Annotated in this window: 17 protein-coding genes; 13 read left to right on the forward strand and 4 right to left on the reverse strand. The window is 72.6% G+C overall.

Translation table 11 applies throughout. From position 1 onward, the window contains the following. Window positions 1–90 precede the first annotated feature (90 nt). On the forward strand, window positions 91–561 hold the full coding sequence (locus tag ACGF3A_RS07465) for a nuclear transport factor 2 family protein (RefSeq protein WP_393726700.1): 471 nt from the start codon (window positions 91–93) through the stop codon (window positions 559–561). A gap of 11 nt (window positions 562–572) precedes the next feature. On the opposite strand, the gene ACGF3A_RS07470 is transcribed toward ACGF3A_RS07465, so the two are convergent. Then, window positions 573–1,019, reverse strand: a complete 447-nt coding sequence (locus ACGF3A_RS07470; protein ID WP_393726702.1) for a MarR family winged helix-turn-helix transcriptional regulator — start codon at window positions 1,017–1,019, stop codon at window positions 573–575. Window positions 1,020–1,070: 51 nt separating this feature from the next. On the opposite strand from ACGF3A_RS07470, the gene ACGF3A_RS07475 reads away from it, so the two are divergent. The 6 genes from ACGF3A_RS07475 to ACGF3A_RS07500 all read left to right on the forward strand — a co-directional run bounded on the left by ACGF3A_RS07475 (window position 1,071) and on the right by ACGF3A_RS07500 (window position 10,370). Beyond that, a complete protein-coding gene (locus tag ACGF3A_RS07475) occupies window positions 1,071–1,565 on the forward strand; it encodes a hypothetical protein (RefSeq protein ID WP_393726704.1) in 495 nt (164 codons plus the stop codon). 113 nt (window positions 1,566–1,678) lie between these two features. Further along, the gene (locus ACGF3A_RS07480; protein ID WP_393727210.1) at window positions 1,679–3,781 is read left to right on the forward strand and encodes a phosphocholine-specific phospholipase C; all 2,103 of its coding nucleotides are present in this window, start codon (window positions 1,679–1,681) and stop codon (window positions 3,779–3,781) included. Between the two features lie 222 nt (window positions 3,782–4,003). Further along, entirely contained in the window at window positions 4,004–6,280 is a 2,277-nt protein-coding gene (locus ACGF3A_RS07485; protein ID WP_393726706.1) for an MMPL family transporter, read from the forward strand. Then, entirely contained in the window at window positions 6,252–6,911 is a 660-nt protein-coding gene (locus ACGF3A_RS07490) for a hypothetical protein (RefSeq protein WP_393726708.1), read from the forward strand. Before ACGF3A_RS07485 ends, ACGF3A_RS07490 begins: the two co-directional genes overlap by 29 nt. Window positions 6,912–7,063: 152 nt before the next feature. Continuing rightward, entirely contained in the window at window positions 7,064–7,198 is a 135-nt protein-coding gene (locus ACGF3A_RS07495) for a hypothetical protein (RefSeq protein WP_393726710.1), read from the forward strand. Window position 7,199: 1 nt separating this feature from the next. Then, window positions 7,200–10,370 carry an AAA family ATPase gene (locus ACGF3A_RS07500; protein WP_393727212.1) on the forward strand — a complete coding sequence of 1,057 codons (3,171 nt, stop codon included), beginning with the start codon at window positions 7,200–7,202 and terminating at the stop codon, window positions 10,368–10,370. Here ACGF3A_RS07500 and ACGF3A_RS07505 read toward each other — a convergent pair. From ACGF3A_RS07505 to ACGF3A_RS07515, 3 genes are all read right to left on the reverse strand, one after another. Further along, complete coding sequence (locus tag ACGF3A_RS07505) at window positions 10,339–10,512, reverse strand: DUF6191 domain-containing protein (RefSeq protein WP_393726712.1); 174 nt, start codon at window positions 10,510–10,512, stop codon at window positions 10,339–10,341. The two genes, ACGF3A_RS07500 and ACGF3A_RS07505, sit on opposite strands and share 32 nt — an antisense overlap. 17 nt (window positions 10,513–10,529) lie before the next feature. Beyond that, complete coding sequence (locus tag ACGF3A_RS07510) at window positions 10,530–11,726, reverse strand: PQQ-dependent sugar dehydrogenase (protein ID WP_393726714.1); 1,197 nt, start codon at window positions 11,724–11,726, stop codon at window positions 10,530–10,532. Window positions 11,727–11,910: 184 nt separating this feature from the next. Beyond that, the gene (locus tag ACGF3A_RS07515) at window positions 11,911–12,906 is read right to left on the reverse strand and encodes an aldo/keto reductase (protein ID WP_393726716.1); all 996 of its coding nucleotides are present in this window, start codon (window positions 12,904–12,906) and stop codon (window positions 11,911–11,913) included. A 90-nt stretch (window positions 12,907–12,996) separates the two neighbouring features. Here ACGF3A_RS07515 and ACGF3A_RS07520 point away from each other — a divergent pair, with 90 nt between their 5' ends. From ACGF3A_RS07520 to serA, 6 genes are all read left to right on the forward strand, one after another. Beyond that, window positions 12,997–13,941: a 2-hydroxyacid dehydrogenase gene (locus ACGF3A_RS07520; protein ID WP_393726717.1), complete on the forward strand. Its 945-nt coding sequence runs from the start codon at window positions 12,997–12,999 to the stop codon at window positions 13,939–13,941. Window positions 13,942–14,270: 329 nt separating this feature from the next. Continuing rightward, entirely contained in the window at window positions 14,271–17,483 is a 3,213-nt protein-coding gene (locus ACGF3A_RS07525) for a putative bifunctional diguanylate cyclase/phosphodiesterase (protein WP_393726719.1), read from the forward strand. A gap of 268 nt (window positions 17,484–17,751) precedes the next feature. After that, complete coding sequence (locus tag ACGF3A_RS07530) at window positions 17,752–19,620, forward strand: acetolactate synthase large subunit (RefSeq protein ID WP_393726721.1); 1,869 nt, start codon at window positions 17,752–17,754, stop codon at window positions 19,618–19,620. A gap of 23 nt (window positions 19,621–19,643) precedes the next feature. Continuing rightward, a complete protein-coding gene (ilvN, locus tag ACGF3A_RS07535) occupies window positions 19,644–20,168 on the forward strand; it encodes an acetolactate synthase small subunit (RefSeq protein WP_393726723.1) in 525 nt (174 codons plus the stop codon). Window positions 20,169–20,261: 93 nt separating this feature from the next. Then, window positions 20,262–21,260 (forward strand): ketol-acid reductoisomerase, encoded by a 999-nt coding sequence (gene ilvC / locus ACGF3A_RS07540; RefSeq protein ID WP_393726725.1) that lies wholly within the window; start codon window positions 20,262–20,264, stop codon window positions 21,258–21,260. A gap of 411 nt (window positions 21,261–21,671) precedes the next feature. Continuing rightward, the gene (gene serA, locus ACGF3A_RS07545) at window positions 21,672–23,273 is read left to right on the forward strand and encodes a phosphoglycerate dehydrogenase (protein WP_393726727.1); all 1,602 of its coding nucleotides are present in this window, start codon (window positions 21,672–21,674) and stop codon (window positions 23,271–23,273) included. Window positions 23,274–23,308 lie beyond the last annotated feature (35 nt).

Raw genomic sequence — 23,308 nt, forward strand, 5'->3', positions numbered from 1 at the left:
TGTGAGGTCCGGCGCTCGGCCTCACGTTCGAGGGCGCCCTCCCGTCGAGGGGACAGGAAGGCACCACCGACGGAGTGCGAGGAGAAGACGATGGACGACGGATTCCGGGAACTGGCCGACCGCGTCGAGGTCACGGCGCTGGCGGGGGAGTTCAGCGACGCGGGCATGATGAAGGACTTCGACCGCCTCGCGGCGCTGTTCACCGAGGACGGGGTGTGGCGGATCCCGTTGGGCGGCATCGAGTTCAGCGGGCGGGAGGCGATCCGCGCGGGGATCGAACGGCTCCAGGACAACTGGGAGTTCTTCACGCAGACCACGCACCCCGGTGCGGTCCGGCTGGAGGGCGACGCCGCGGCAGCCCGTACGTACATCGCCGAGCTGGGCCGCTTCCGCGACGGCACCGCGCACCAGAACCTCGCGATCTACCACGACAGCTACCGGCGCACTCCGGACGGCTGGCGGTTCGCGAGCCGCGTCTACGAGGTCCGCTACCTCGACACCAGCCCGCTGGCGGGCGACCCGCCGACCCGCCCCTCGGGTGAGGGGCACTCGCTTACGTGAGGGACGTTCCCTCACGTGACCGGCATCCCCTCCGCCTCCGCGAGGTCCCGCAGCGCCCGGTCGAGGGCGGTGCGCCGGGCCGGGGTGAGGGAGGCCGCCAGCTCCTCGTCCAGCTCCGAGGCCGCCCGCGCGGCACCGGCGAGGAGCTCGCGGCCGTGATCCGTGAGCGTGAGGACCTGGCGGCGGCGGTCGGCGGGGTCGCGCTCGCGGCCGACCGCGCCCAGCTCGCCCAGGTGGTCGGCGAGCGTGACCATCAGGCTCGGCGCCACGCCCATGGTCCGGGCCAGTTCGAGCTGCGAGGCGGGGGCGCCCGCGTCGAGCAGGGCGAGCAGGCCGACGTGCTTGGGCTTCAGTGCGAGCGCGTCGAGCCGTTCGGTGAACCGGGCGGTGGCGAGCGCCCCGAGGACGCCGAGCCGGAAGGTCAGTGTCTCGGAGACCGAGGGGGAGGGTGCGGTCATGAAGAGGATCGTAGCTTGACTTAATCATTCTGGATATGAATGATTGCTGTCATGAATCGTAGGCGAACGGGCGCGGCCCTGCCCGCCCTCGCGGTCGCCGCGAGCGCCGCGTTCACGGGTGGGGGACTGCTGACGCAAACGGTGATCGTGCCGTCGTGGCGGCGGCTGGAGCCCGGCGCGGCGCTGGAGGCGTTCCGGGCGGCGGGCGGCGCGCTGGGCGGGACGCTGTTCCCCGTCGAGATCGCGGCGGCGCTGCTGCTGGGCGGGGCGGCGTGGCGCGCGTACCGGAACGGGGGTCAGGGGCGCAGCAGTTGGGCGCTGGCGTGCGGCTGCATGGCGGTCACGGTGGCGCTCTTCCCCCTCTATTTCGCGGGCGCGAACCACGACCTGCTCGACCCCGGCTTTGCGCCCGGCGAGGTGCGCGCCGCGCTCGACGGCTGGTACGCGTGGAACTGGGCCCGCACAGGTCTGGCCGCCGTCGCGACGGCGCTCGCGGTCGTCGGCGCGGCGCGCGGAGGGCCCGGGTTGGGGAAAGGTTCGCCCTGAGCCCTACCCGTCGTCACTTTCCTTCGCTACCGTCCCCGCCGTAACGCATCAATGGCACGCACACGAACCTTTGAGAGGACGGCACGGTGAGCGAGGGCGAGGGTACCGAGGGGATTTCGCGTCGGCGCGTGCTGGGGACGCTGGCCGCCGGGGCCGCCGCCGGAGCCGCGGGCTCGTTGCTGCCGCCCTCCCTTCAGACGGCCATCGCCGCGCAGGCGGGACGGCCGGGCAAGGGCGGGCTCGGTGAGATCCGGCACGTCGTCGTGCTGATGCAGGAGAACCGGTCGTTCGACCACTACTTCGGCACGCTGCGCGGCGTACGCGGCTACGCCGACCGCAACGCCCTCACGCTGCCCAACGGCAAGAGCGTCTTCGAGCAGCCCGCCCCCCTCGGCGTGGGCACCGTGCTGCCCTTCTCCGTGCGCGAGGCGGCGGCGAAGCAGAAGCAGGACGCGCAGTACATCAGCGACCTCGACCACGGCTGGGAGGGCGGCTCCTCGGCCTGGCACAAGGGCTGGATGGACAACTGGATCACCGCCAAGACGGCCTCGACGATGGCGCACTACGACCGGAAGGACATCCCGCTCCAGTACGAGCTGGCCGACACCTTCACGATCTGCGACGCCTACCACTCCTCCATCCACAGCTCCACCAGCCCCAACCGCAACCACCTGGTCAGCGGCTGGACCGGCTTCGAGCCGGGCACGGAGAACAGGGCCGTCGGCAACGACGCGTACGAGGAGGACACGCACCCCGGCTACTCCTGGAAGACCTACGCGGAGCGGCTGGAGGAGGCCGGGCGCTCCTGGAAGGTCTACCAGGAGTGGGACAACTTCACGGACAACAACCTGGAGTTCTTCGCCTCCTTCAAGGCCGTCGCGAAGAAGGCGCTCGCCAAGGTCGAGGGCGCCTCGAACATGACCGCCTTCTACAAGAAGATGACGGACGCGCCCGACGAGGACTGGCGCAAGCTGCTGCTCGCCAAGCTCGACGAGGGGCTCGCGGAGCTGAGCAAGGACGAGCGGCGGCTCTTCGACCGCGCTCTCTTCCGGGGCGAGCCGGGCTCGACGGCCGACGCGTTCGCCCGGGACGTGGACGCGGGCAAGCTGCCCGAGGTCAGCTATCTCGTCCCCTCCGCGCTGGAGTGCGAGCACCCGGGCGCCTCCTCGCCCATCCAGAGCGCGGCGTTCGTCTACAAGGTGCTGGACGCCCTCGGCCGCAACCCGGAGACCTGGCGGCACACGGCCCTCTTCCTCACCTTCGACGAGAACGACGGCTACTTCGACCACGTACCGCCGCCCGTGCCCCCGGAGGGGAACACCTCCGAGCAGTGGAAGGGCAGCCCGACGGGGCTCGGGATGCGGGTGCCGATGACCGTCATCTCGCCCTGGACCGTGGGCGGATACGTCTGCTCGCAGGTCTTCGACCACACCTCGATCATCCAGTTCATGGAGAAGTGGACGGGGGTGCGCGAGCCCAACATCACCGCGTGGCGGCGCGCGGTCACCGGTGACCTCACCGCCGCCTTCGACTTCTCGCGGGCCAGGCGCCAGCCCCGTACCGAGAAGCCCGGAGAGATCCCGCCCTTCAAGGAGCGGTGGAAGCCTCAGCCTCCGGCGGACCAGCGGATGCCGGAGCAGGAGCACGGCACCCGCCCGGCCCGCGCCCTCCCGTACCAGCCCGACGCGTACGGCGCCTACGACGGCAAGGACACCTTCCGTCTCACCCTGCGGAACGGCGGCAAGGAGAGCGCGCACTTCGCGCTCCACCCCTACGCGGGCGAGTACGCGACGCCCCGCCACCACGACGTCGGCGCCCGGGACGAGGCCGAGGTGACCGTCCCCGTCGAGGACGGCGCTTACGACTTGACGCTGACCGGGCCCAACGGCTTCCGCCGCGAGTTCGCCGGGAAGGCCGACGGCGCGGCCGGGGCCGTCGAGGTGACCACGCGGGTCGGGGCCCGCCGCCGCGAGCTGCATCTGACGCTGGCCAACCACGGGGACCGGACGCTGACCTTCCGGCTGGAGCCCCTCGCGTACACGGACGCCGCGCCGCGCGCGATCCGGGTCGCGGCGGGCGACACCCGGACGGTGACGCACCGCACAGCCGGGGCACAAGGCTGGTACGACCTCGCCCTCACGGCGGACACGGACGACTCCTTCAGGCGGCGTCTGATGGGGCACATCGAGAACGGTGAGGAGTCCGTGACCGGCTGAGACGCGAGGGGCGCAGCGGGGGCGAGTTCCTGGCGAGTTCCTGGCGAAAAGGCGCGGAGTTCCGCTCGGCGACACCTTGTGGCTATTGCCACAAAGGGGTCAAAGGATCTCCCGGCGATGGCACTCTGCACGGAAACCGGAATCCCCGTCCCCGCGCACGGCCCCGCCCGCTCTTCCCGGGTGCGCTCGGCGCAGCACTACCCGGGAAGCAGGCGACCGCCCGTGACCGCTCTCGCTCGATGGTGTCTGAGGCACCGCGTCGTCGTCCTGGTGCTCTGGCTCGTGGCCCTCGCCGGAACAGCGGCGGCGTCGGCCGTCACCGGCAGCGCGTACTCGAACGACTACGACGCGCCCGGCACCGAATCGGGACACGCCGCCCAGCGGCTGGAGAGCGCCTTCCCCGACCTCAGCGGCGACAGCGACACCCTCGTGTGGCACACCGAGAACGGGAGCGTGCGCGCCGCCGCCGTCGAGAGCCGCATGACGGACGCGCTGCGCGAGATCGAGGACCTCCCCGGCGTCGCCTCCGTACGCGGCCCCTACGGGACCGAGGGCGAGGCCCAGGTCAGCAAGGACGGCCGTACCGCCTACGCCTCGGTCTCCTTCGACGCGCCCGCCGACGAGCTGAGCGAGGACGAGGTCCAGCGCGTCGTGGACACCGCGCACGCCGCCGAGGGCGACGTGGAGGGGCTCCAGGTCGAGGCCGGGGGCGCGGGCGTCGCGCTCACCGAGGCGCCGAAGGCCCAGCTGGCAGAGGTCATCGGGCTCGCCGTGGCGGCCGTCGTGCTCTTCCTGGCCTTCGGCTCGCTCGCGGCCACCGCGCTGCCGCTGATCACCGCCGTCGTCGCCGTCGGCATCGCCGCCTCCGGCATCGGACTGCTCAGCCAGGCCATGACCGTCGCCGACTTCGCGCCCATGCTGGGCATGCTGATCGGCCTCGGCGTCGGCATCGACTACGCGCTCTTCATCGTCACCCGGCACCGCAAGGGCCTCAGAGCCGGACTGCCGGTCAAGGAGGCCGCGGAGCGCGCCATCGCCCACTCCGGACGCGCCGTGGTCTTCGCCGGGGCCACCGTCTGCATCGCGCTGCTGGGCATGCTCATCCTCCGGCTCAGCTTCCTCAACGGCGTCGCGCTCGCCGCCTCGCTCACCGTCGTCCTCACCGTCGCGGCCTCCGTCACCCTGCTCCCCGCGCTGCTCGGCGTCATCGGCACCCGCGCGCTCGGGCGGCGCGAGCGGCGGCGGCTCCAGGAGGAGGGGCCGCGCCCGGAGACGCCCACCGGCTTCGCCGTGCGCTGGTCCGGCTTCGTGGAGCGGCACCCCCGGCTCCTCGGCGTCTGCGCCGCCGCGCTCATGGCCGTCCTCGCGCTGCCCACCCTCGGCCTCCACCTGGGCACCTCCGACCAGGGCAACAACCCCTCGGCCACCACCACCCGGCAGGCGTACGACCTGCTCGCGGACGGCTTCGGACCGGGTACGAACGGGCCGCTCACCCTCGTCGGCGAGCTGGACGGCGCGGGCGACCGGCTCGCCTTCGACAAGCTCCCCGACACCCTGCGGCAGACCGAGGGCGTCGCCCACGTCAGCGGGCCCGAGTTCAACGGCAGCGGCGACACCGGCGTGATCACCGTCGTGCCCGACAGCTCCCCGCAGTCCCAGGACACCACCGCTCTCGTCGACCGGCTACGCGGCGAGGTCCTGCCCGACGCCGAGCACGGCTCGACGCTCGACGTCCACGTGGGCGGCGTGACCGCCAGCTACGACGACTTCGCGGACGTCATCATCGGCAAGCTGCCGCTCTTCGTCGGCGTCGTCATCGGCCTCGGCTGCCTCCTGCTGCTCCTCGCCTTCCGCAGCATCGGCATCCCCCTCAAGGCCGCCGCGATGAACGTCGCCGCCGTGGCCGCCGCCTTCGGCGTCGTCGTCGCCGTCTTCCAGTGGGGCTGGGGGAGTGAGCTGCTCGGCCTGGGCAGCGCGGGCCCGATCGAACCCTTCCTCCCCGTGATCATGGTCTCGGTGCTCTTCGGGCTCTCGATGGACTACCAGGTGTTCCTGGTCAGCCGCATGTACGAGGAATGGCGGCTGACCGGCGACAACCGGCGGTCCGTGCGCGTCGGCCTCTCCGAGACGAGCCGGGTGATCAACTCGGCGGCCGTCATCATGATCGCCGTCTTCGGCGCCTTCGTGCTCAGCGGCGACCGCATCATCGCCATGTTCGGCATCGCGCTCGCGGCGGCCGTGGCCCTGGACGCCTTCGTCCTGCGGACCCTGCTCGTCCCCGCGCTGATGCACATGCTCGGCGGCGCCAACTGGTGGCTCCCCGGCTGGCTGGAGCGCCGCCTTCCGCGCCTCAGCATCGAGCCGCCGGAGCTGCCGGGAGAGCCGTCCGAAGAGCCTTCCGTCACCATTGCCGGGCAGCGCACGCCGTCTCTCATCGGACTCTCAGAATCGGCCCCTACGGTGACGCCCCATGGCTACCGAGAGCGACACGAAGAGTAAGACCGAGACCGAGACCGCCCTCGCGAAGGAGGCGGAGGAGGAGCAGCGCAAGGCCGAGGAGCCCAAGGACGCGGCTCCGGAAGCGGAAGAGCCGGAGTCCGGGAAGAACGAGGCCGCCGACGACGCCGACGACGACGACGCCGACGCCGACGCCGACGACGCCGACCTCGCAGCCGAGGCGGAGGCCGACGCGGCACCCGCGAAGAGCGCGTCCAGCTGGGGCTTCGGCGCCGGGGCCGTGGTGAGCGCCGGGCTCGGCCTCGCCTCCGTCATGGGCACTCCGCTCAGCGAGATGTTCCGCGAGCGCAAGCAGCTCATCGGCCAGATCGAGAGCAGCTCCCAGCAGGGCGGCGGGGGCGACGCCGTCAACGCCGTCTACGGCGCCCCCTGGCACGCCACCGCGATGATCAACGGGATCTTCGCGCTGCTCGCCGTCGTCGTCGGCGGCGTCCTGCTCGCGGCCCTCGCCAACAGGTCCGGCACCCGCTCCTGGGTCAAGGCCGTCTGCGCCGGCGGTCTCGTCCTGGGCGTCATCGGCCTGCTCGTCGCGGGCGGCATGTACTTCGACCTCTTCGCGTCGCAGCCCGACGCGCCGACCCCCCAGCCCCAGCCTCAGATGCCCTCGCAGTGAGGCGTAAGGCGTAGGCGTAAGGCATCACCGGCCTCTCCCTAAGGCTTCCTGAGGCCCCGGACGAGGCAGTTGCCCGATGTGGGACCCCCTCCTCAGCGAGGAGTGTGAGTCGTGGAAAAGCACTCGCACTCCACGCGACGGAGGGGACCCGCATGCTGTACGACCACGAGATCCACCGCGTCCGCCTGACCGCCCTGCGCCGGGAGGCGGAGGAGGACCGGCTGGCCAGGCTCGCCGCCCGCGCGAAGAACGGACGGCGCACCCGGAGGCGCCGACTTGCCGGGTGAGATGCTGGGGGACGTGCCCCAACAGATCGCCGTCAGCCCCGTCTTCGTCGGCCGCGCCGCCGAACTGGCCACGCTCACCGAGGCGCTGGACCTGGCGTCCGGCGGCGAGGGGCCGCAGCCGCTGCTGCTCGGCGGCGAGGCGGGGGTGGGCAAGACCCGGCTGCTGGAGGAGTTCCTGGACCGGGCGCGCCGACAGGGCGCCGTGACCACCGTCGGCGGCTGCCTCGAACTGGGCGCCGACGGCCTCCCGTTCGCCCCCTTCACCACCGCGCTGCGCGGCCTCCACCGCGAGCTGGGCGACGCGGCGCTGGCCGCCGCGAGCGCCGGACGCGCGGCCGAGCTGGCCCGGCTCCTCCCCGACCTCGCGCCGCCCGCGCCCGGAGACGGAACGGCCAGCACCGCGTACGAGGAGGAGGACGGCGGCCGGGCCCGGCTCTTCGAGCTGACGGCCCAGTTCCTCGAACGGCTCGCCTCCGGCCGTACGGTGGTCGTCGCGCTGGAGGACCTCCAGTGGGCCGACCGCTCCACCCGTGAGCTCCTCGGCTATCTCTACCGCTCCCTGCGCCCCTCCCGCCTCGTCCTCCTCGCCACTTACCGCACCGACGACATCCACCGCCGCCATCCCCTGCGCCCCTTCCTCGCCGAGCAGGACCGGCTGCGCACCGTCCGGCGGATCGAGGTGCCCCGGCTCACCCGCGCCGAGACCGGCGCCCAGATCGCGGGCATCCAGGGCGTCACCGAGCCCGAGAAGGGGCTGGTGGAGAGGGTGTTCCGGCGTTCGGAGGGCATCCCCTTCTTCGTCGAGGAGCTGACCGAGTCCAGCACCGGAACGGGAGGCGCGGGCGAGGGCATCAGCGCCTCGCTGCGCGACCTGCTGCTCGTCCGCGTCGAGGCGCTGCCCGAGGATGCCCAGGAGGTGGTGCGGCTCGCGGCGGGCGGCGGCTCGGCCGTCGAGCACGCGCTGCTCGGCGCCGTCGCGGGCCTGGACGAAGACGCGCTGCTGGGCGCGCTGCGCGCCGCCGTCGGCGGCCACGTCCTCCAGCCCACCCACGACGGCCTGGGCTACCGCTTCCGGCACGCCCTGCTGCGCGAGGCCGTCACCGACGACCTGCTGCCCGGCGAGGCCGCCCGCACCAGCCACCGCTACGCGACGGCGCTGGAGGCCGACCCCGCGCTCGTACCGGAGGAGGAGCGCGCGACGCGCCTCGCGCACTACTGGTACCGGGGCGGGGACGCGGCCAAGGCGCTGCCCGCCGTGCTCGCCGCCTCCGTCGAGGCCCGCGTCCGGCACGCGTACGCCGAGGAGCACCAGCTCCTGGAGCGCGCCGTCGAGCTGTGGGACAGGGCGCCCGACGCGGTGCGCGAGACGCTGCCGCCGATCGTCCGGCCGCGCACCTACCCCGCGCCGCTGCCGCCGGAAGGCCCCGAGGGCGGGCCGCCGCACCTCGTGGACGTGCTCGCCGAGGCCGTCGTCGCGGCCCGTACGGGCGGCGAGGCCGAACGCGCCCTCGCGCTGGCCAAGCGCGCCCTCGCGCTCCTCGACGAGGCGAGGGACCCGCTGCGCTGCGCCTGGTTCTGGGGCAAGCGCGCCCTGCTCACCGAGGACCTGGGCCGGGGCGACGGCTGGCGGGAGAGCGTACGGGCGCAGGAGCTGGTGCGCGGCCTGCCGCCGTCCGCCGTCCACGCCGAGGTGCTGGCCAACGCCGCCGGCTGGGGCGTGCGCCACCGGCCTGGCCGTACCGCGCTCGCCCTGGCCGTACGTGCGGTGGAGCTGGCCCGCGTCGTCGGCGCCACCGCGATCGGGCTCCAGGCCCGGATCAGCCTCGGCACCCTGCTGGCGGGCTCCGGGGACGTCGAGGGCGGGCTGGCCGAGGTGACCAGGGCCAGGGACGAGGCCGCCGAGGCGGGCGTATCGGGCGTGATGACGCTCGCGGCCGTCAACATCGCCATCGAACTGGAGACCGCGGGCCGCTCCGCCGACTCTGCCGCCGAGGCCGCGCGGGCGGCCCGCCTCGCCGCCGAGCGCGGCCGCCCCAACTACCTCTCCGCCTCCCACGCGGCCCGCGCCGAGGCCCTGCACTCCCTGGGCGACTGGGAGGGCGCCGCGCACTGCGCGGAACGGGCCCGCGCCACCGCCCGCTCCGCCGACGTCCTCGCCTACGCCGCGCTCGTACGGGCCCTGCTGGCCCGGACCACCGGCGACACGGCGGCGCTCGCGGACGCCGTGGAGACCGTCGGCTCCGTGCTCAGCGCCCACCGGCCGGGCACCTCGGTGCGGGAGCCGCACAAGACCGTCCCGCTGCGGCTCGCCACGATGGCCCTCGCCGCCGGGAACGGCGACCTCGACGCCGCCAGGGCCGAGCTGGACCGCGCGCTGGACGACGGCTTCCCGCCCGGCACCCACCGCTACGCCTGGCCCCTGCTGCACACGGCAGCGGCCCACGAGTCCGGGGCACGCGGCCTGCCCGCCGCCGAGGCCGGACGCGCGGCGGTCCTGGAGCGCGTGCGGTACGCGGCACGCCATCTGCCGCGCCTGACCCCCGTCTGGGAGGCGTACGCACTGCTGGTCGACGCCGAGCTCGCCCGCGCCGAGGGGCGGGCCGACCCGGAGAGATGGGCGGAGGCCACGGCCGCGTTCGAACCGCTGGAACGTCCCTACGAGCTGGCGCTCGCCCGGCAGCGACGGGCCGAGGCGCTCGTCGTGACCGGTGGGAGCGGGGAACCGGAGATCGCGGAGCTGCTCTCCCGCGCCCATGCGACGGCCGTACGGCTGGGGGCCGGGCCGCTGCGCGCGGAGACCGAGCACCTCGCGGTCCGCGCGCGGATCGCGCTGGAGGGGGCACCGGAAGAAGAAAAGGGAGAAGGGGAGAAGGAAAAGGAAGGGGCCCCGGCCCCGGCGGACGCCTTCGGGCTCACCCGGCGCGAGCGGGACGTCCTCGCGCTCGTCGCCGAGGGGCGCAGCAACCGGCAGATAGCCGAGCGGCTCTTCATCTCCCCGAAGACGGCGAGCGTCCACGTCTCCCGCATCCTCGCCAAGCTCGGCGTCACGGGGCGGGGCGAGGCGGCGGCGATGGCCTTCCGGCTGCGCCTGGTCGGCCCGGGCCTGGCCGGTCCGGCGGGCGGGGTCACTCCTCCCGAGGTCACTCCTCCCGGGGCGCGGACGGGCGGATGAGCACCTTCCCGGAGGAGAGGTCTATCGGCCCCGCTCCCGGATCGGCGTTCCCCGCCTCCACCCGGGTGTGCTCCAGCCGCTGCCGCTCGTCCTCCGCGTGCCGCTGACTGGGCGCGAACAGCTCCTGAGCGAGGTTGAACACCCTGACCGACCTCCTGACTAGGTCACCTTCAGCCGGAGGAGACGGTCGTCCCCCTTCTCCGGCGTCCCGCGCGAGTCCGTCTCGCTCGTCACCAGCCACAGTCCGCCGGCGCCGTCGGGGACAACGCTGCGCAGCCGCCCGTACTTCCCCTCCAGGAACGCCTGGGGCTTCGCGGAAGGTTCCGTTCCCTTCAGCGGGATCCGCCAGAGCCGCTCCCCGCGCAGGCCCGCCATCCACACCGAGCCCTTGGCGACGGCCAGCCCGCTGGGCGAGGCCTCGGCGGGCTTCCACTGCTCGACGGGGTCGGTGAGACCCTTCTCACCTGCCTTGCCCTCCGCGTCGGGCCAGCCGTAGTTCTTGCCGGGCTCGATCCGGTTCAGCTCGTCCCAGGTGTCCTGGCCGAACTCCGAGGCCCACAGCCGGTTCTCCTTGTCCCAGCCCAGGCCCTGGACGTTGCGGTGGCCGTAGGAGTAGACGACGGTGTCGCGCTCCGGGTTGCCCTGCCCCGGGGGCTCCCCGTCGGGCGTCATCCGGAGGATCTTGCCGCCGAGGGAGTCCTTGTCCTGGGACAGATCGCCCTCGCCGGACTCGCCCGTGCCCGCGTAGAGCATCTTGTCGGGGCCGAACGCGATCCGGCCCCCGTTGTGGATCGTGCCCTTCGGAATGCCCTTGAGCAGCACGTCGGGGGCGCCGAGCTGGTTGCCCTTCTCCTTCTTGGTGTCGTAGAGCATCCGCACGATGCGGTTGTCGGACTCCGTCGTGAAGTACGCGTACACCATCTTGTCGTCGTCGGCGGGCACCGCGAGCCCCAGCAGACCGCCCTCGCCGCCCGGCGAGACCCCGGGCACCGTGCCCAGCTCGGTCTTCTTCCCGCTCTCCGCGTCGACGCGGAGGATCTTCCCGGTGTCGCGCGAGGCGATCAGCAGATCCCCGCCGGAGAGCCGCGCCACCCCCCACGGCGACTTCAGCCCGGTGGCGACGGTCTTGACGACCTTCACCGACCCCTTCGCGGGCGGCGCGGTCGCGGTGCCGCCGGAGGACTCGGACGGCCCGGAACTGCCGGGCCGCGGCGCGTCACCCCCGCCGTCCCCGTCACCGTCCGAGGAACAGCCGCTGACCAGCAGCGCAGTGGCGACGACGGCCACACCGCCGAGCCGGGCCGGTGTCCTGCTCCTACGTCCCACGATGAGGCCCCTTCTCCACGCACGCCGCATGTCCGGCCCCCAATTGTGCCCTCTGCCCCTGCGGGACCCGCGCCCCGCGGGGAGCGCCCCGAAAGCGCCCCGAAGGGGCGCGGGGAACTGCGCGAGCAACCACCGGGCACCCGCGGCCCGCGAAGCACGGTCAGGGGCACCCCCTGCCCGGCACTCGGCAACCCGGCACCCGGCAGGGCGCGGCTCACTCCCAGGAGCCCCGCGCCCGCGGCAACGCGGAAATCTCGACCAGGTCCTCAGCGGTGAGGACGACATCCGCCGCGGCCCCGTTCTCCCGCACCCAGTGCACCTTCTTCGTGCCCGGCACAGGAATGACGTGCGGCCCCTGGGTCAGCAGCCAGGCCAGGGCGATCTGCGCCGGGGTCGCGTTCCCGTGCCGCCGGGCGACCCGACGCAGGCCCGCCACGATCGGCTGGTTCGCGGCCATCATCTCCGCCGTGAAGCGCGGATGCCGCGCCCGTACGTCCTCACGTTCGAAGCCGCCGCCCGTGGTCAGCGTGCCCGTCAGATAGCCGTTGCCCAACGGCATCGCGGCGAGGAGGCCCACGCCGCGCGCCTCGCACCACGGCAGCAGCGTCTCCAGCGCCTCCCGCGACCAGACCGACAGTTCGGCCTGCACCCCGCTCACGGGGAACACCTGCTGCACCCGTTCCAACTGCCGTATCGTCGCCTCGTGTATGCCCGAGCCCGCGCGCCGGTCGGCCCGGGCGCCGACCGCGGAGAAGCCCAGCGCCCGCACCTTGCCCGCCGAGACCAGTTCGGCCATCGCGCCCCAGGTCTCCTCGACCGGGACCTCGGGGTCCGCGCGGTGCAGCTGGTAGAGGTCGATCACGTCGGTCTGGAGGCGCCGCAGCGAGGCGTCGCAGGCGCGCTTCACATAGGAGGGACGGCCGTTGGCGACGATGTGCTGCTCGCCCACGAGCAGCCCGCACTTCGTGGAGACGAACGCGTCCCCGCGCCGCTCCCTCAGCACCCGTCCGAGCAGCAGCTCGTTGGTGAACGGGCCGTACATGTCCGCCGTGTCGAGCAGCGTCATGCCCGTGTCCAGGGCGGCGTGCACCGCCCGCACCGACTCCTCCCCACGCTGTTCCGAGGCGGAGTACGCCCAGCTCATCGGCATGCACCCGAGCCCGACCGCACCCACCCCGAGGGCTGTCGCACCGATTGTCCTGCGCTCCACCTGGTCGAGACTCCCTCCTGAACCGCCCCCAAACTAGCGGGTGCCCCAGGAGCCCCACGCACAGCCTCTGATCACGGTTAGCCTGAGGCCATGGCTGACGCGACAGAGATCTGGCTGCCCCTCGGTCCGGGGGCCGTCGAGGGCCTGCCGGACTCCCTGACGTACCGCTACTGGGACGGCGAGGAGGAGTTCCCCGCAGACCCGGCGAACTGTGCTTTCTACGTCGTTCCCTATATGAAGGGGCCCGAGGTCTCCGTACGTCCCCTGGAGCGGATGACGGGGCTGCGGGTCGTCCAGACGCTGACCGCGGGCATCGATCACCTCGTTCCCGCCATCCCGCGCCTCCCCGCCGGAACCCGGGTGTGCAACGCCCGGGGTGTGCACGACGCGAGCACCGCGGAGCTCGCCCTCGCGCTCACCCTCGCCTCCCTGCGTCACCTCCCGGAATCCGTCAGGGCGCAGGAGCACGGGGAGTGGGCGCCCGGCGTGCACCAGGCGCTCGCGGACAAGGATGTGCTGATCGTCGGGTACGGGTCCATCGGAAGCGCCGTCGAAGAGCGCCTGCGCCCCTTCGAGGTCGGCACCGTGCACCGCGTCGCGCGCTCCGCGCGGACCGCCCCGCACGGTCCCGTGCACGCGCTCGCCGACCTCGAACGGCTGCTTCCGCTCGCCGACGTGGTGATCCTCACGACGCCGCTCACCGACGCGACCAGGGGTCTGGTGGACGCCCGCTTCCTGAGCCTGATGCGGGACGGCGCGCTGCTGGTCAACGTCGCGCGCGGGGGCGTGGTCGACACGGAGGCGCTGGTGGCGGAGACCGCGCGGAACGGGCGGCTCCGGGCGGCGCTCGACGTGACGGATCCCGAGCCCCTTCCGACGGCGCATCCACTGTGGCGCGCGCCGGGCGTGCTGATCACCCCGCACGTCGGAGGCGCGACTTCCGCCTTCCTGCCGCGTGCCGGACGACTGCTACGGAAGCAGTTGAAGCGCTGGGTGGCCGGTGAGCCGCTGGAACACGTGGTGGACGTGGCGTAGTCGCCGTAAACACTCCCAGGGCGTCAGAGGCCACGCTACGGATCCGTACGACTGCACCCTGTGCCGAAGTGACCCCTTGCGGTTACGGTCTGTATTGGCACTATGTCCCTGAGTGACGAACCTGGTGTATCGTCCCGACGGGGGGCGAAACCCGGACACGAGGGGGGCGACGGGCGAATGCACGATCAATGGACGAACTGCCGTATGCGGCACACGGATTGCCCAGCGTGGCACCCCAACCGCCGTGTGCGTCCCCCGCTTTCAGCCACGGGCGAGTGCGGCAAGCAGCGCAAGTACGAGAAGAAGCCCCCGTCCGTACGGGCGGCGCGATGAGCGCCCACGGAGCGGCCCCGCAGCGGGGCAGGTACTGGACGGCCGGGCCCCGCGCCGCCGGGCACGGAACCGGCACCGGCACCGGCGCCCAGGGCGGCGGCGGACGGGCGGGAATCTACCCGCAGTTGGGCCTCGCCGCGGTCTGCGCGGCGTACGCGGTGGGAGCGGCGCTCGGCTGGGGATCGGAGACCGTCGCCCTGGTGATGGGCGACTTCGGGCTCAGCGCGGCCGCGCTCCTCGCCGCCGCCTCCTGCCTCTGGTACGCGCACACCCAGCGGGCCCGGCCGGGCCGCCCGGGAGCGGGCCGGGCCGACGGAAGCCGCCCGGCCTGGGTGCTGTTCGGCATCTCCTCCCTGATGGCCGCGCTGGGCAACGGCATCTGGGGGTGGTACGAGATCGTCCTCGGCGAGTTCGTCCCCCGCCCCTCCCTCGCGGACTTCTGCTTCCTGCTCTTCGCACCGCCCGCCATCGTCGGCCTGCTGGTGCTCGCCAAGCGTCCCGTCACCCGCGCGGGCTGGGTCTGCCTCGGCCTCGACGCGTGGCTCATCGGCGGCTCGCTGCTGACCCTCTCCTGGTCCCTCGCGCTGGCCCACACGGCGTACTGGCAGGGCGACTCGGTCGCCAGGGCCGCGCTGAACCTGGCCTATCCGCTGCTGGACATCGTGCTGGTGAGCATGGTCCTCGCGCTGCACTTCCGGCGCTCCTCGGCCCATCGCAGCGCCATCAACACCGCGATCGGCGCCCTGGCGCTGACCGTGCTGTGCGACGCGCTGTTCACCTCCCCGATGCTCCGCGAGCGGTACGCGTCGGGCCAGTTGCTCGACGCGGGCTGGTTCGCCGGCTCGCTCCTGCTGGCGTACGCGCCGTGGGTGGCCCGGCGCGAGGGCGAGCCCTCCGCGCCGCCCCTCGCCCCGGTCGCCCCGGCGCGCGAGGCCGTCGCGCGCGGCGACCGTCCCAGCCGCCCCATCGCGGGCTCGCTGGCCGCGCTCACCCCGTATCTCGCCGCCGCCGTCTGCACGTTGGGGATCCTCTACAACTCGCTGGACGGCCGCGAGATCGACCGCGTGGTGCTCTTCACCGGCTGCGCCGTGGTGCTCGCGCTGGTCGTGCGGCAGGGCATCATGCTCCTCGACAACATCACGCTGACCCAGGAACTGGCCCAGAAGGAGAACCACTTCCGCTCCCTGGTCCAGGGCTCCAGCGACGTCATCATGATCACCGCGTCCACCGGGATACTGCGCTACGTCTCCCCGGCGGCGGCGGGGGTCTACGGGCGGGACGGTGACAAGCTCGTAGGCTCCGAGCTCGCCTCCCTCGTCCACCCCGAGGACCTCGGCCAGGTCCTGCACGAGCTGCGCCGCTTCCTCGCCAGTTCCCCCGAGCACGAGTCCTGTACGAGAATCGAGTGCCGCTTCCGGCACGGCGCGGGCCACTGGCTGAACATCGAATCGACGGTGAACCGCTACCAGGGCGGCCTGATCTTCAACAGCCGGGACGTGACCGAACGGGTCCGCCTCCAGGCCCAGTTGCAGCACAACGCCTCGCACGACGCGCTCACCGACCTGCCCAACCGCGCCCTGTTCACCGACCGCGTGCGCCAGGCGCTCGGCGGGCGGCGCGGCACCGACGGCGGCACGGCGGTCCTCTTCATCGACCTCGACGGCTTCAAGGCCGTCAACGACACCGTGGGCCACCAGGCCGGGGACGAGCTGCTGGTGCACGCCGCGCGGCGGCTGCGCGACTCGGTCCGCTCCGGGGACACGGCGGCCCGCCTCGGCGGGGACGAGTTCGCCGTGCTCATCCGCGGCGACGGCGACCCCGGCCAGGCCGACCCGGACCGCGAGCTGCGGATCCACGACATCGCCGACCGCCTCCGCCTCACCCTCTCCGACCCGTACCGGGTGGAGGGCACGGAAGTGCGGGTGGCCGCCTCCATCGGCATCGCCTTCGCCGAGCCGGGCATCTCGCCGACGGCCCTGATGCGCAACGCGGACCTGGCGATGTACCGCGCCAAGCAGGCGGGCAAGGCACGCGTCGAGCTGTACGCGCCGCAGATGCAGGCCGAGGTGGTCAAGCGCGCCGAGCTGGCCGCGCGGCTGCGCAGCGCGCTGCACGACGGAGAGTTCGCGCTGCTCCACCAGCCGATCGTCGAGCTGGCGAGCGGCAAGGTCACCGCCGTCGCGGCCGAGGCGCGCTGGCGCTCGGCCCAGGGCATCCTCTTCACGCCCGCGGAGTTCCTCCGTACGGAGGGCGCGTCGGCGCGCGAGGCGCGCGCGGCGGGCACCGAGCGCGCCGCCGAGGTCAGCCGCTGGCTCCTGGAGGAGGCCGTGCAGCAGGCCGCAGCCCGGCAGCGCGCGGGGTACGGGGCGCCGGTGACCGTCCGTATCCCGGCCCGGCGGCTCACCGAGCCCGGCATGGACCCGCGCAGCGTCGGCGCGCTGCTCGCCCGGCACGGCCTGGCGGCCGCGCCAGGACCCACCGGCGCGGCGCTCAGCACCCCGGCGGGCCCGCCCGCGCCGCCCGGCGCGCCGGGCGCGCTGATCCTGGAGCTGTCCGACAGCGACCCGCGCATCCCGCTGGACGAGCTGGAGCGGCGCCTCAGCGCGCTGCGGCGGCTCGGCGTCGGCATCGCGCTGGACGGCTTCGGGAGCGGGTACGCGGCGATCTCGGCGCTCCGCAGGCTCCCCGTCGACATCCTCAGGCTCGACCGCGGCCTGGTCGACGGGATCGTGGAGTCCTCCCGGCAGCGCAAGATCACCGCCGGGCTGCTGCGCATCGCGGGCGACCTCGGCCTGGTCTCCGTCGCCGAGGGCGTGGACCTGCCCGAGCAGGCCACCGCGCTGCGCGAGATGGGCTGCACGCACGGCCAGGGCGCCGTCTTCTCCGGCCCGCTGGACGAGCACCGGCTGCGCCGCGCGCTCGCGCGCGGGGTCTATCCGGTGCCGGAGGCCGCGTCCCGCCAGCCGGGCACCCAGGGCGGCGTCACCCAGGGCGGTGTCACCCAGGGGGGTGTCGCGCAGGGCGGTGTCACGCAGGCCGGGGTCACCCACGGCAAGGCCCACAGCGAGGGGCATCCGGGAAGTCCGGGAGGGCGGTCCGTGGTGGTCGCGGGGGTGCTTCCGGTCCGGCAGGGCGGCGCCGCGGGGCCCGATCCCGTGACCCATCCGCCCCTGCGCTCAAATGCTGAGACGCCCGTCCCACCCACTTGACACCCAGGGCTTGACGGGGAGAGGGTCAATGCCATGCGCACCCGAATTCTCGTACTTGGAAAGCGCGTCGGCTGACCGGGGCTCGACCACGACCCCCGCGACCACCAGCGGCGCGCTCCCCTCGCTTGCCTCACGGCACGAGGGGTTTTTTGTTGCACCAGTGCTTGAGGCGACCCTCCTAGAACTGGCACCAACAGTACAAATCAACCCCTGATCCCACTCCGCACACGACGAGCGTCAACCCTCACTCTTCGAGAAGAGACAGCAGATGACCGAGCAGGCCACCGGGGCCCCGAAACCTCAGCCGAGGGCCCGTAGCGGCAGCGCCACGAATCCCGTGCCGGCCCAGCCCGCCACGCCGATCACGGGTGCCCAGTCCCTCATCCGTGCTCTTGAGGAAGTGGGCGCCGACACGGTATTCGGCATTCCCGGCGGTGCGATCCTTCCGGCCTACGACCCGATGATGGACTCCACCAAGGTCCGCCACGTGCTCGTCCGCCACGAGCAGGGCGCGGGCCACGCGGCGACCGGATACGCGCAGGCGACCGGCAAGGTCGGCGTCTGCATGGCCACCTCGGGCCCCGGTGCCACCAACCTCGTCACGCCGCTCGCCGACGCCCACATGGACTCCGTGCCGCTCGTCGCCATCACGGGTCAGGTGGCCAGCGGGCTGATCGGCACCGACGGCTTCCAGGAAGCCGACATCTGCGGCATCTCGATGCCCGTCACCAAGCACAACTTCCTGGTCAGGGACCCGGACGACATCCCGAAGACCATCGCCGAGGCGTTCCACATCGCCGCCACGGGGCGTCCGGGGCCCGTCGTCGTCGACATCGCCAAGGACGCGCTCCAGGGGAAGACCACCTTCAAGTGGCCGCCGCAGACCGATCTGCCCGGCTACCGCCCGGTGACCAAGCCGCACGGCAAGCAGATCCGCGAGGCCGCCCGGCTGATCGCCGAGGCCGAGCGCCCGGTGCTGTACGTCGGAGGGGGTGTCCTCAAGGCGCACGCCACCGCGGAGCTGAAGGTCCTCGCCGAGCTGACCGGCGCCCCCGTCACCACCACCCTGATGGGCATCGGCGCCTTCCCGGACAGCCACCCGCAGCACCTGGGCATGCCGGGCATGCACGGCACCGTCGCCGCCGTGACCGCGCTCCAGAAGGCGGACCTGATCATCGCCCTCGGGGCCCGCTTCGACGACCGGGTCACCGGCAAGCTCGACTCCTTCGCGCCGTCCGCCAAGATCGTGCACGCCGACATCGACCCGGCCGAGATCGGCAAGAACCGCGCGGCCGACGTCCCGATCGTCGGCGACGCCCGCGAGGTCATCGCCGACCTGATCGTCGCCGTCCAGGGCGAGCTGGGGGAGTCCCGTACCTCCGGCGCGGAGAGGCCGTACGCGGAGTGGTGGGCGCAGCTCGACCGCTGGCGCGGCACCTACCCGCTGGGCTACGACCTGCCGGAGGACGGCTCGCTCGCCCCGCAGCAGGTCATCCAGCGCATCGGCGAGCTGGCCCCGGACGACACGATCTACGCGGCGGGCGTCGGCCAGCACCAGATGTGGGCGGCGCACTTCATCAAGTACGAGCGCCCGGCCACCTGGCTCAACTCCGGCGGCCTCGGCACGATGGGGTACGCGGTCCCGGCGGCGCTCGGCGCCAAGGTCGGCCAGCCGGACCGCCCGGTGTGGGCGATCGACGGTGACGGCTGCTTCCAGATGACCAACCAGGAGCTGGTCACGGCGGCGGTCAACGGCGTCCCGATCAAGGTCGCGATCATCAACAACGGCGCGCTCGGCATGGTCCGCCAGTGGCAGACGCTCTTCTACAACGAGCGCTACTCCAACACCGTGCTGCACAACGGCGAGGAGGGCCAGCCGAACCGGGGCACCCGCGTCCCGGACTTCGTGAAGCTGGCCGAGGCCATGGGCTGCGTCGGCATCCGCTGCGAGGACCCCGCGCAGCTCGACGCCGTCATCGAGAAGGCCAACGCCATCAACGACCGCCCGGTCGTCGTGGACTTCATCGTCCACGAGGACGCGATGGTCTGGCCGATGGTCGCGGCAGGCACCTCCAACGACGAGGTCATGGCGGCGCGCGGCGTCCGCCCCGACTTCGGCGACGGCGAAGAAGACTGAGGCGGGAGAGGGAACCCACGATCATGTCCAAGCACACGCTCTCCGTGCTGGTGGAGAACACCCCCGGTATCCTGGCCCGCATCGCCTCGCTCTTCTCGCGCCGCGGGTTCAACATCGACTCGCTCGCCGTCGGCGTGACGGAGCACCCCGACATCTCACGCATCACCATCGTCGTGAACGTCGAGGACCTGCCGCTGGAGCAGGTCACCAAGCAGCTCAACAAGCTGGTCAACGTGTTGAAGATCGTCGAGCTGGAGCCGGCTTCGGCGGTCCAGCGCGAACTCGTTCTGGTGAAGGTGCGGGCGGACAACGAGACCCGCTCCCAGATCGTGGAGATCGTCCAGCTCTTCCGCGCCAAGACCGTCGACGTCTCGCCCGAGGCCGTCACGATCGAGGCCACCGGCAGCGGCGACAAGCTGGAAGCCATGCTGAAGATGCTGGAACCGTACGGCATCAAGGAACTGGTGCAGTCCGGCACGATCGCCATAGGGCGTGGCGCCCGCTCCATCACCGACCGGAGTCTGCGCGCCCTTGAGCGCTCCGCGTAATCCTGGGGACCGGCGCCCGATCCCCTGAACCTTTCACCCCGCCCAGCCGTCATACGGTGGGCCGCACCATTCAGACGCAAGGAGAATTCACCAGTGGCCGAGCTGTTCTACGACGACGACGCCGACCTGTCCATCATCCAGGACCGCAAGGTCGCGGTTCTCGGCTACGGCAGCCAGGGCCACGCCCACGCCCTGTCGCTCCGTGACTCGGGCGTCGACGTCCGGGTGGGCCTGCACGAGGGCTCGAAGTCCCGCGCCAAGGCCGAGGAGCAGGGCCTGCGCGTGACCACCCCGGCCGAGGCGGTCAAGGAAGCCTCCGTGATCATGGTCCTGGTTCCGGACCCGATCCAGGCCAAGGTCTACGAGGAGTCCATCGCCCCGAACCTCAAGGACGGCGACGCCCTCTTCTTCGGCCACGGCCTGAACATCCGCTTCGACTTCATCAAGCCCCCGGCCAACGTCGACGTCTGCATGGTCGCCCCCAAGGGCCCGGGCCACCTGGTCCGCCGCCAGTACGAGGAGGGCCGCGGCGTGCCGTGCATCGTGGCCGTCGAGCAGGACGCGAGCGGCAAGGGCTTCCCGCTCGCCCTCTCCTACGCCAAGGGCATCGGCGGCACCCGTGCGGGCGTCATCAAGACGACCTTCACCGAGGAGACCGAGACCGACCTGTTCGGCGAGCAGGCCGTGCTCTGCGGTGGCACCTCCGCGCTGGTCAAGGCCGGTTTCGAGACCCTGGTCGAGGCGGGTTACCAGCCGGAGATCGCCTACTTCGAGTGCCTCCACGAGCTGAAGCTCATCGTCGACCTCATGTACGAGGGCGGCCTGGAGAAGATGCGCTGGTCGGTCTCCGAGACCGCCGAGTGGGGCGACTACGTCTCGGGCCCGCGGGTGGTCAACGACCAGACCAAGGCCGAGATGAAGAAGATCCTCGCCGAGATCCAGGACGGCACCTTCGCCAACAACTGGATGGCCGAGTACAACGCGGGCCTGCCGAAGTACAACGAGTACAAGAAGGCCGACGAGGACTCCCTGCTGGAGTCCACGGGCAAGAAGCTCCGCGGCCTCATGAGCTGGGTGGACGAGGAGGCGTAAGCCTTCCGGCCGCGCCGAGCGGCAGGACGGGCGGCCCCCGCGCCCCCGTCCTGCCGCTCGCGTCCTGCCGCTCGGCCGCCGCCGGCCGCGGGTCTTCCCCCGGGCTCTTCGAGCAGGGCGGTACCCCCAGGCGGCGGAGCCGCACATCGAGCCGGTCCCGCGCCCCTGACGGGGCGCATTCGCATGTCCCCAAGATTGCCGAAGAGGCGGAGCCGGACCACGCGGCCCGGCTAAACTGCGTAGCGATAAGCGCGCCCAGGCTCACAGCGTCGTGCGTCTGCCCTGCGCCTGCGGGGATGACCCCCCTCCACCGTCTACGACGGCCGTCGGGACGCGGCCCCCACCTGCCCCCACCGACGCAACGAGGCGCGCGCGGGGACGATCCGCCAGGACCTGGAGACTGGAGACCACGTGAGCAAGCCCAGCAAGCCCGCAGTTCTCATCGCCGAAGAACTCTCGCCCGCCACCGTCGACGCGCTCGGCCCGGACTTCGAGATCCGGCAGTGCGACGGCGCGAACCGCGCCGAGCTCCTTCCCGCCCTCGCCGACGTCGACGCCGTCCTGGTCCGCTCCGCGACCAAGATCGACGCCGAGGCGATCGCGGCGGCGAAGAAACTGAAGGTCGTCGCCCGCGCGGGCGTCGGCCTGGACAACGTGGACGTCCCCGCGGCCACCAAGGCGGGCGTGATGGTGGTCAACGCGCCGACCTCCAACATCACCACCGCCGCCGAGCTGGCCTGCGGCCTGCTCATCGCCACCGCCCGCAACATCCCGCAGGCCAACGCCGCGCTGAAGAACGGCGAGTGGAAGCGGAGCAAGTACACCGGTGTCGAGCTGACCGAGAAGACCCTCGGCGTCGTCGGCCTCGGCCGCATCGGCGTGCTCGTCGCCCAGCGGATGTCCGCCTTCGGCATGAAGGTCGTGGCCTACGACCCGTACGTGCAGCCCGCGCGGGCCGCGCAGATGGGCGTCAAGCTGCTCTCGCTGGACGAGCTGCTGGAGGTCTCCGACTTCATCACCGTCCACCTCCCCAAGACCCCCGAGACCCTCGGCCTGATCGGTGACGAGGCGCTGCACAAGGTGAAGCCCTCGGTCCGGATCGTCAACGCCGCGCGCGGCGGGATCGTGGACGAGGAGGCGCTGGCCTCCGCGATCAAGGAGGGCCGCGTCGCGGGCGCGGGCCTGGACGTCTACGCGTCGGAGCCGTGCACCGACTCCCCCCTCTTCGCCTTCGACCAGGTCGTCGCCACCCCGCACCTCGGCGCCTCCACCGGCGAGGCCCAGGAGAAGGCGGGCATCGCGGTCGCCAGGTCCGTCCGTCTCGCGCTCGCGGGCGAGCTGGTCCCGGACGCGGTCAACGTGCAGGGCGGGGTCATCGCCGAGGAGGTCCGCCCGGGCCTGCCGCTCGCCGAGAAGCTGGGCCGGATCTTCACCGCGCTCGCGGGCGAGGTCGCGGTCCGCCTCGACGTGGAGGTGTACGGCGAGATCACCCAGCACGACGTGAAGGTGCTCGAACTCTCCGCGCTCAAGGGCGTCTTCGAAGACGTCGTCGAGGACACGGTGTCGTACGTGAACGCCCCGCTGTTCGCGCAGGAGCGCGGCGTCGAGGTCCGCCTCACGACCTCCAGCGAGTCCCCGGAGCACCGCAACGTCGTCACGGTCCGCGGCACTCTCGCCAACGGTGAGGAGGTCTCGGCCTCCGGCACCCTCGCGGGCCCGAAGAACCAGCAGAAGATCGTGGCCATCAACGACCACGACGTGGACCTGGCCCTCGCCGACCACATGGCCTTCCTCAGCTACAGCGACCGTCCCGGCGTCGTCGGCACCGTCGGCCGCGTCCTCGGCGAGACCGGGATCAACATCGCGGGCATGCAGGTCTCCCGCGCCGAGGAGGGCGGCGAGGCCCTCGTCGCGCTCACCGTCGACGACAACATCAACGGCACCGTCCTCACCGAGATCGCGGGCGAGATCGGCGCCACGAAGGCCCGCGCGGTCAACCTCACCGAGGACTGATCCGGCGGAACCCACCCGTCCGTACGGGAACTCCC

The sequence above is a fragment of the Streptomyces sp. NPDC048172 genome (genome assembly GCF_043202595.1).
Classification (GTDB): domain Bacteria; phylum Actinomycetota; class Actinomycetes; order Streptomycetales; family Streptomycetaceae; genus Streptomyces.

What these genes read in the sequence shown, in the direction of transcription:
- ACGF3A_RS07465 (WP_393726700.1), top strand. Translation starts at nt 91, where the DNA reads ATGGACGACGGATTCCGGGAACTGGCCGACCGCGTCGAGGTCACGGCG.
- ACGF3A_RS07470 (WP_393726702.1), bottom strand. Translation starts at nt 1,019, where the DNA reads ATGACCGCACCCTCCCCCTCGGTCTCCGAGACACTGACCTTCCGGCTC.
- ACGF3A_RS07475 (WP_393726704.1), top strand. Translation starts at nt 1,071, where the DNA reads ATGAATCGTAGGCGAACGGGCGCGGCCCTGCCCGCCCTCGCGGTCGCC.
- ACGF3A_RS07490 (WP_393726708.1), top strand. Translation starts at nt 6,252, where the DNA reads ATGGCTACCGAGAGCGACACGAAGAGTAAGACCGAGACCGAGACCGCC.
- ACGF3A_RS07495 (WP_393726710.1), top strand. Translation starts at nt 7,064, where the DNA reads ATGCTGTACGACCACGAGATCCACCGCGTCCGCCTGACCGCCCTGCGC.
- ACGF3A_RS07500 (WP_393727212.1), top strand. Translation starts at nt 7,200, where the DNA reads ATGCTGGGGGACGTGCCCCAACAGATCGCCGTCAGCCCCGTCTTCGTC.
- ACGF3A_RS07510 (WP_393726714.1), bottom strand. Translation starts at nt 11,726, where the DNA reads ATGCGGCGTGCGTGGAGAAGGGGCCTCATCGTGGGACGTAGGAGCAGG.
- ACGF3A_RS07520 (WP_393726717.1), top strand. Translation starts at nt 12,997, where the DNA reads ATGGCTGACGCGACAGAGATCTGGCTGCCCCTCGGTCCGGGGGCCGTC.
- ACGF3A_RS07525 (WP_393726719.1), top strand. Translation starts at nt 14,271, where the DNA reads ATGAGCGCCCACGGAGCGGCCCCGCAGCGGGGCAGGTACTGGACGGCC.
- ACGF3A_RS07530 (WP_393726721.1), top strand. Translation starts at nt 17,752, where the DNA reads ATGACCGAGCAGGCCACCGGGGCCCCGAAACCTCAGCCGAGGGCCCGT.
- ilvN (WP_393726723.1), top strand. Translation starts at nt 19,644, where the DNA reads ATGTCCAAGCACACGCTCTCCGTGCTGGTGGAGAACACCCCCGGTATC.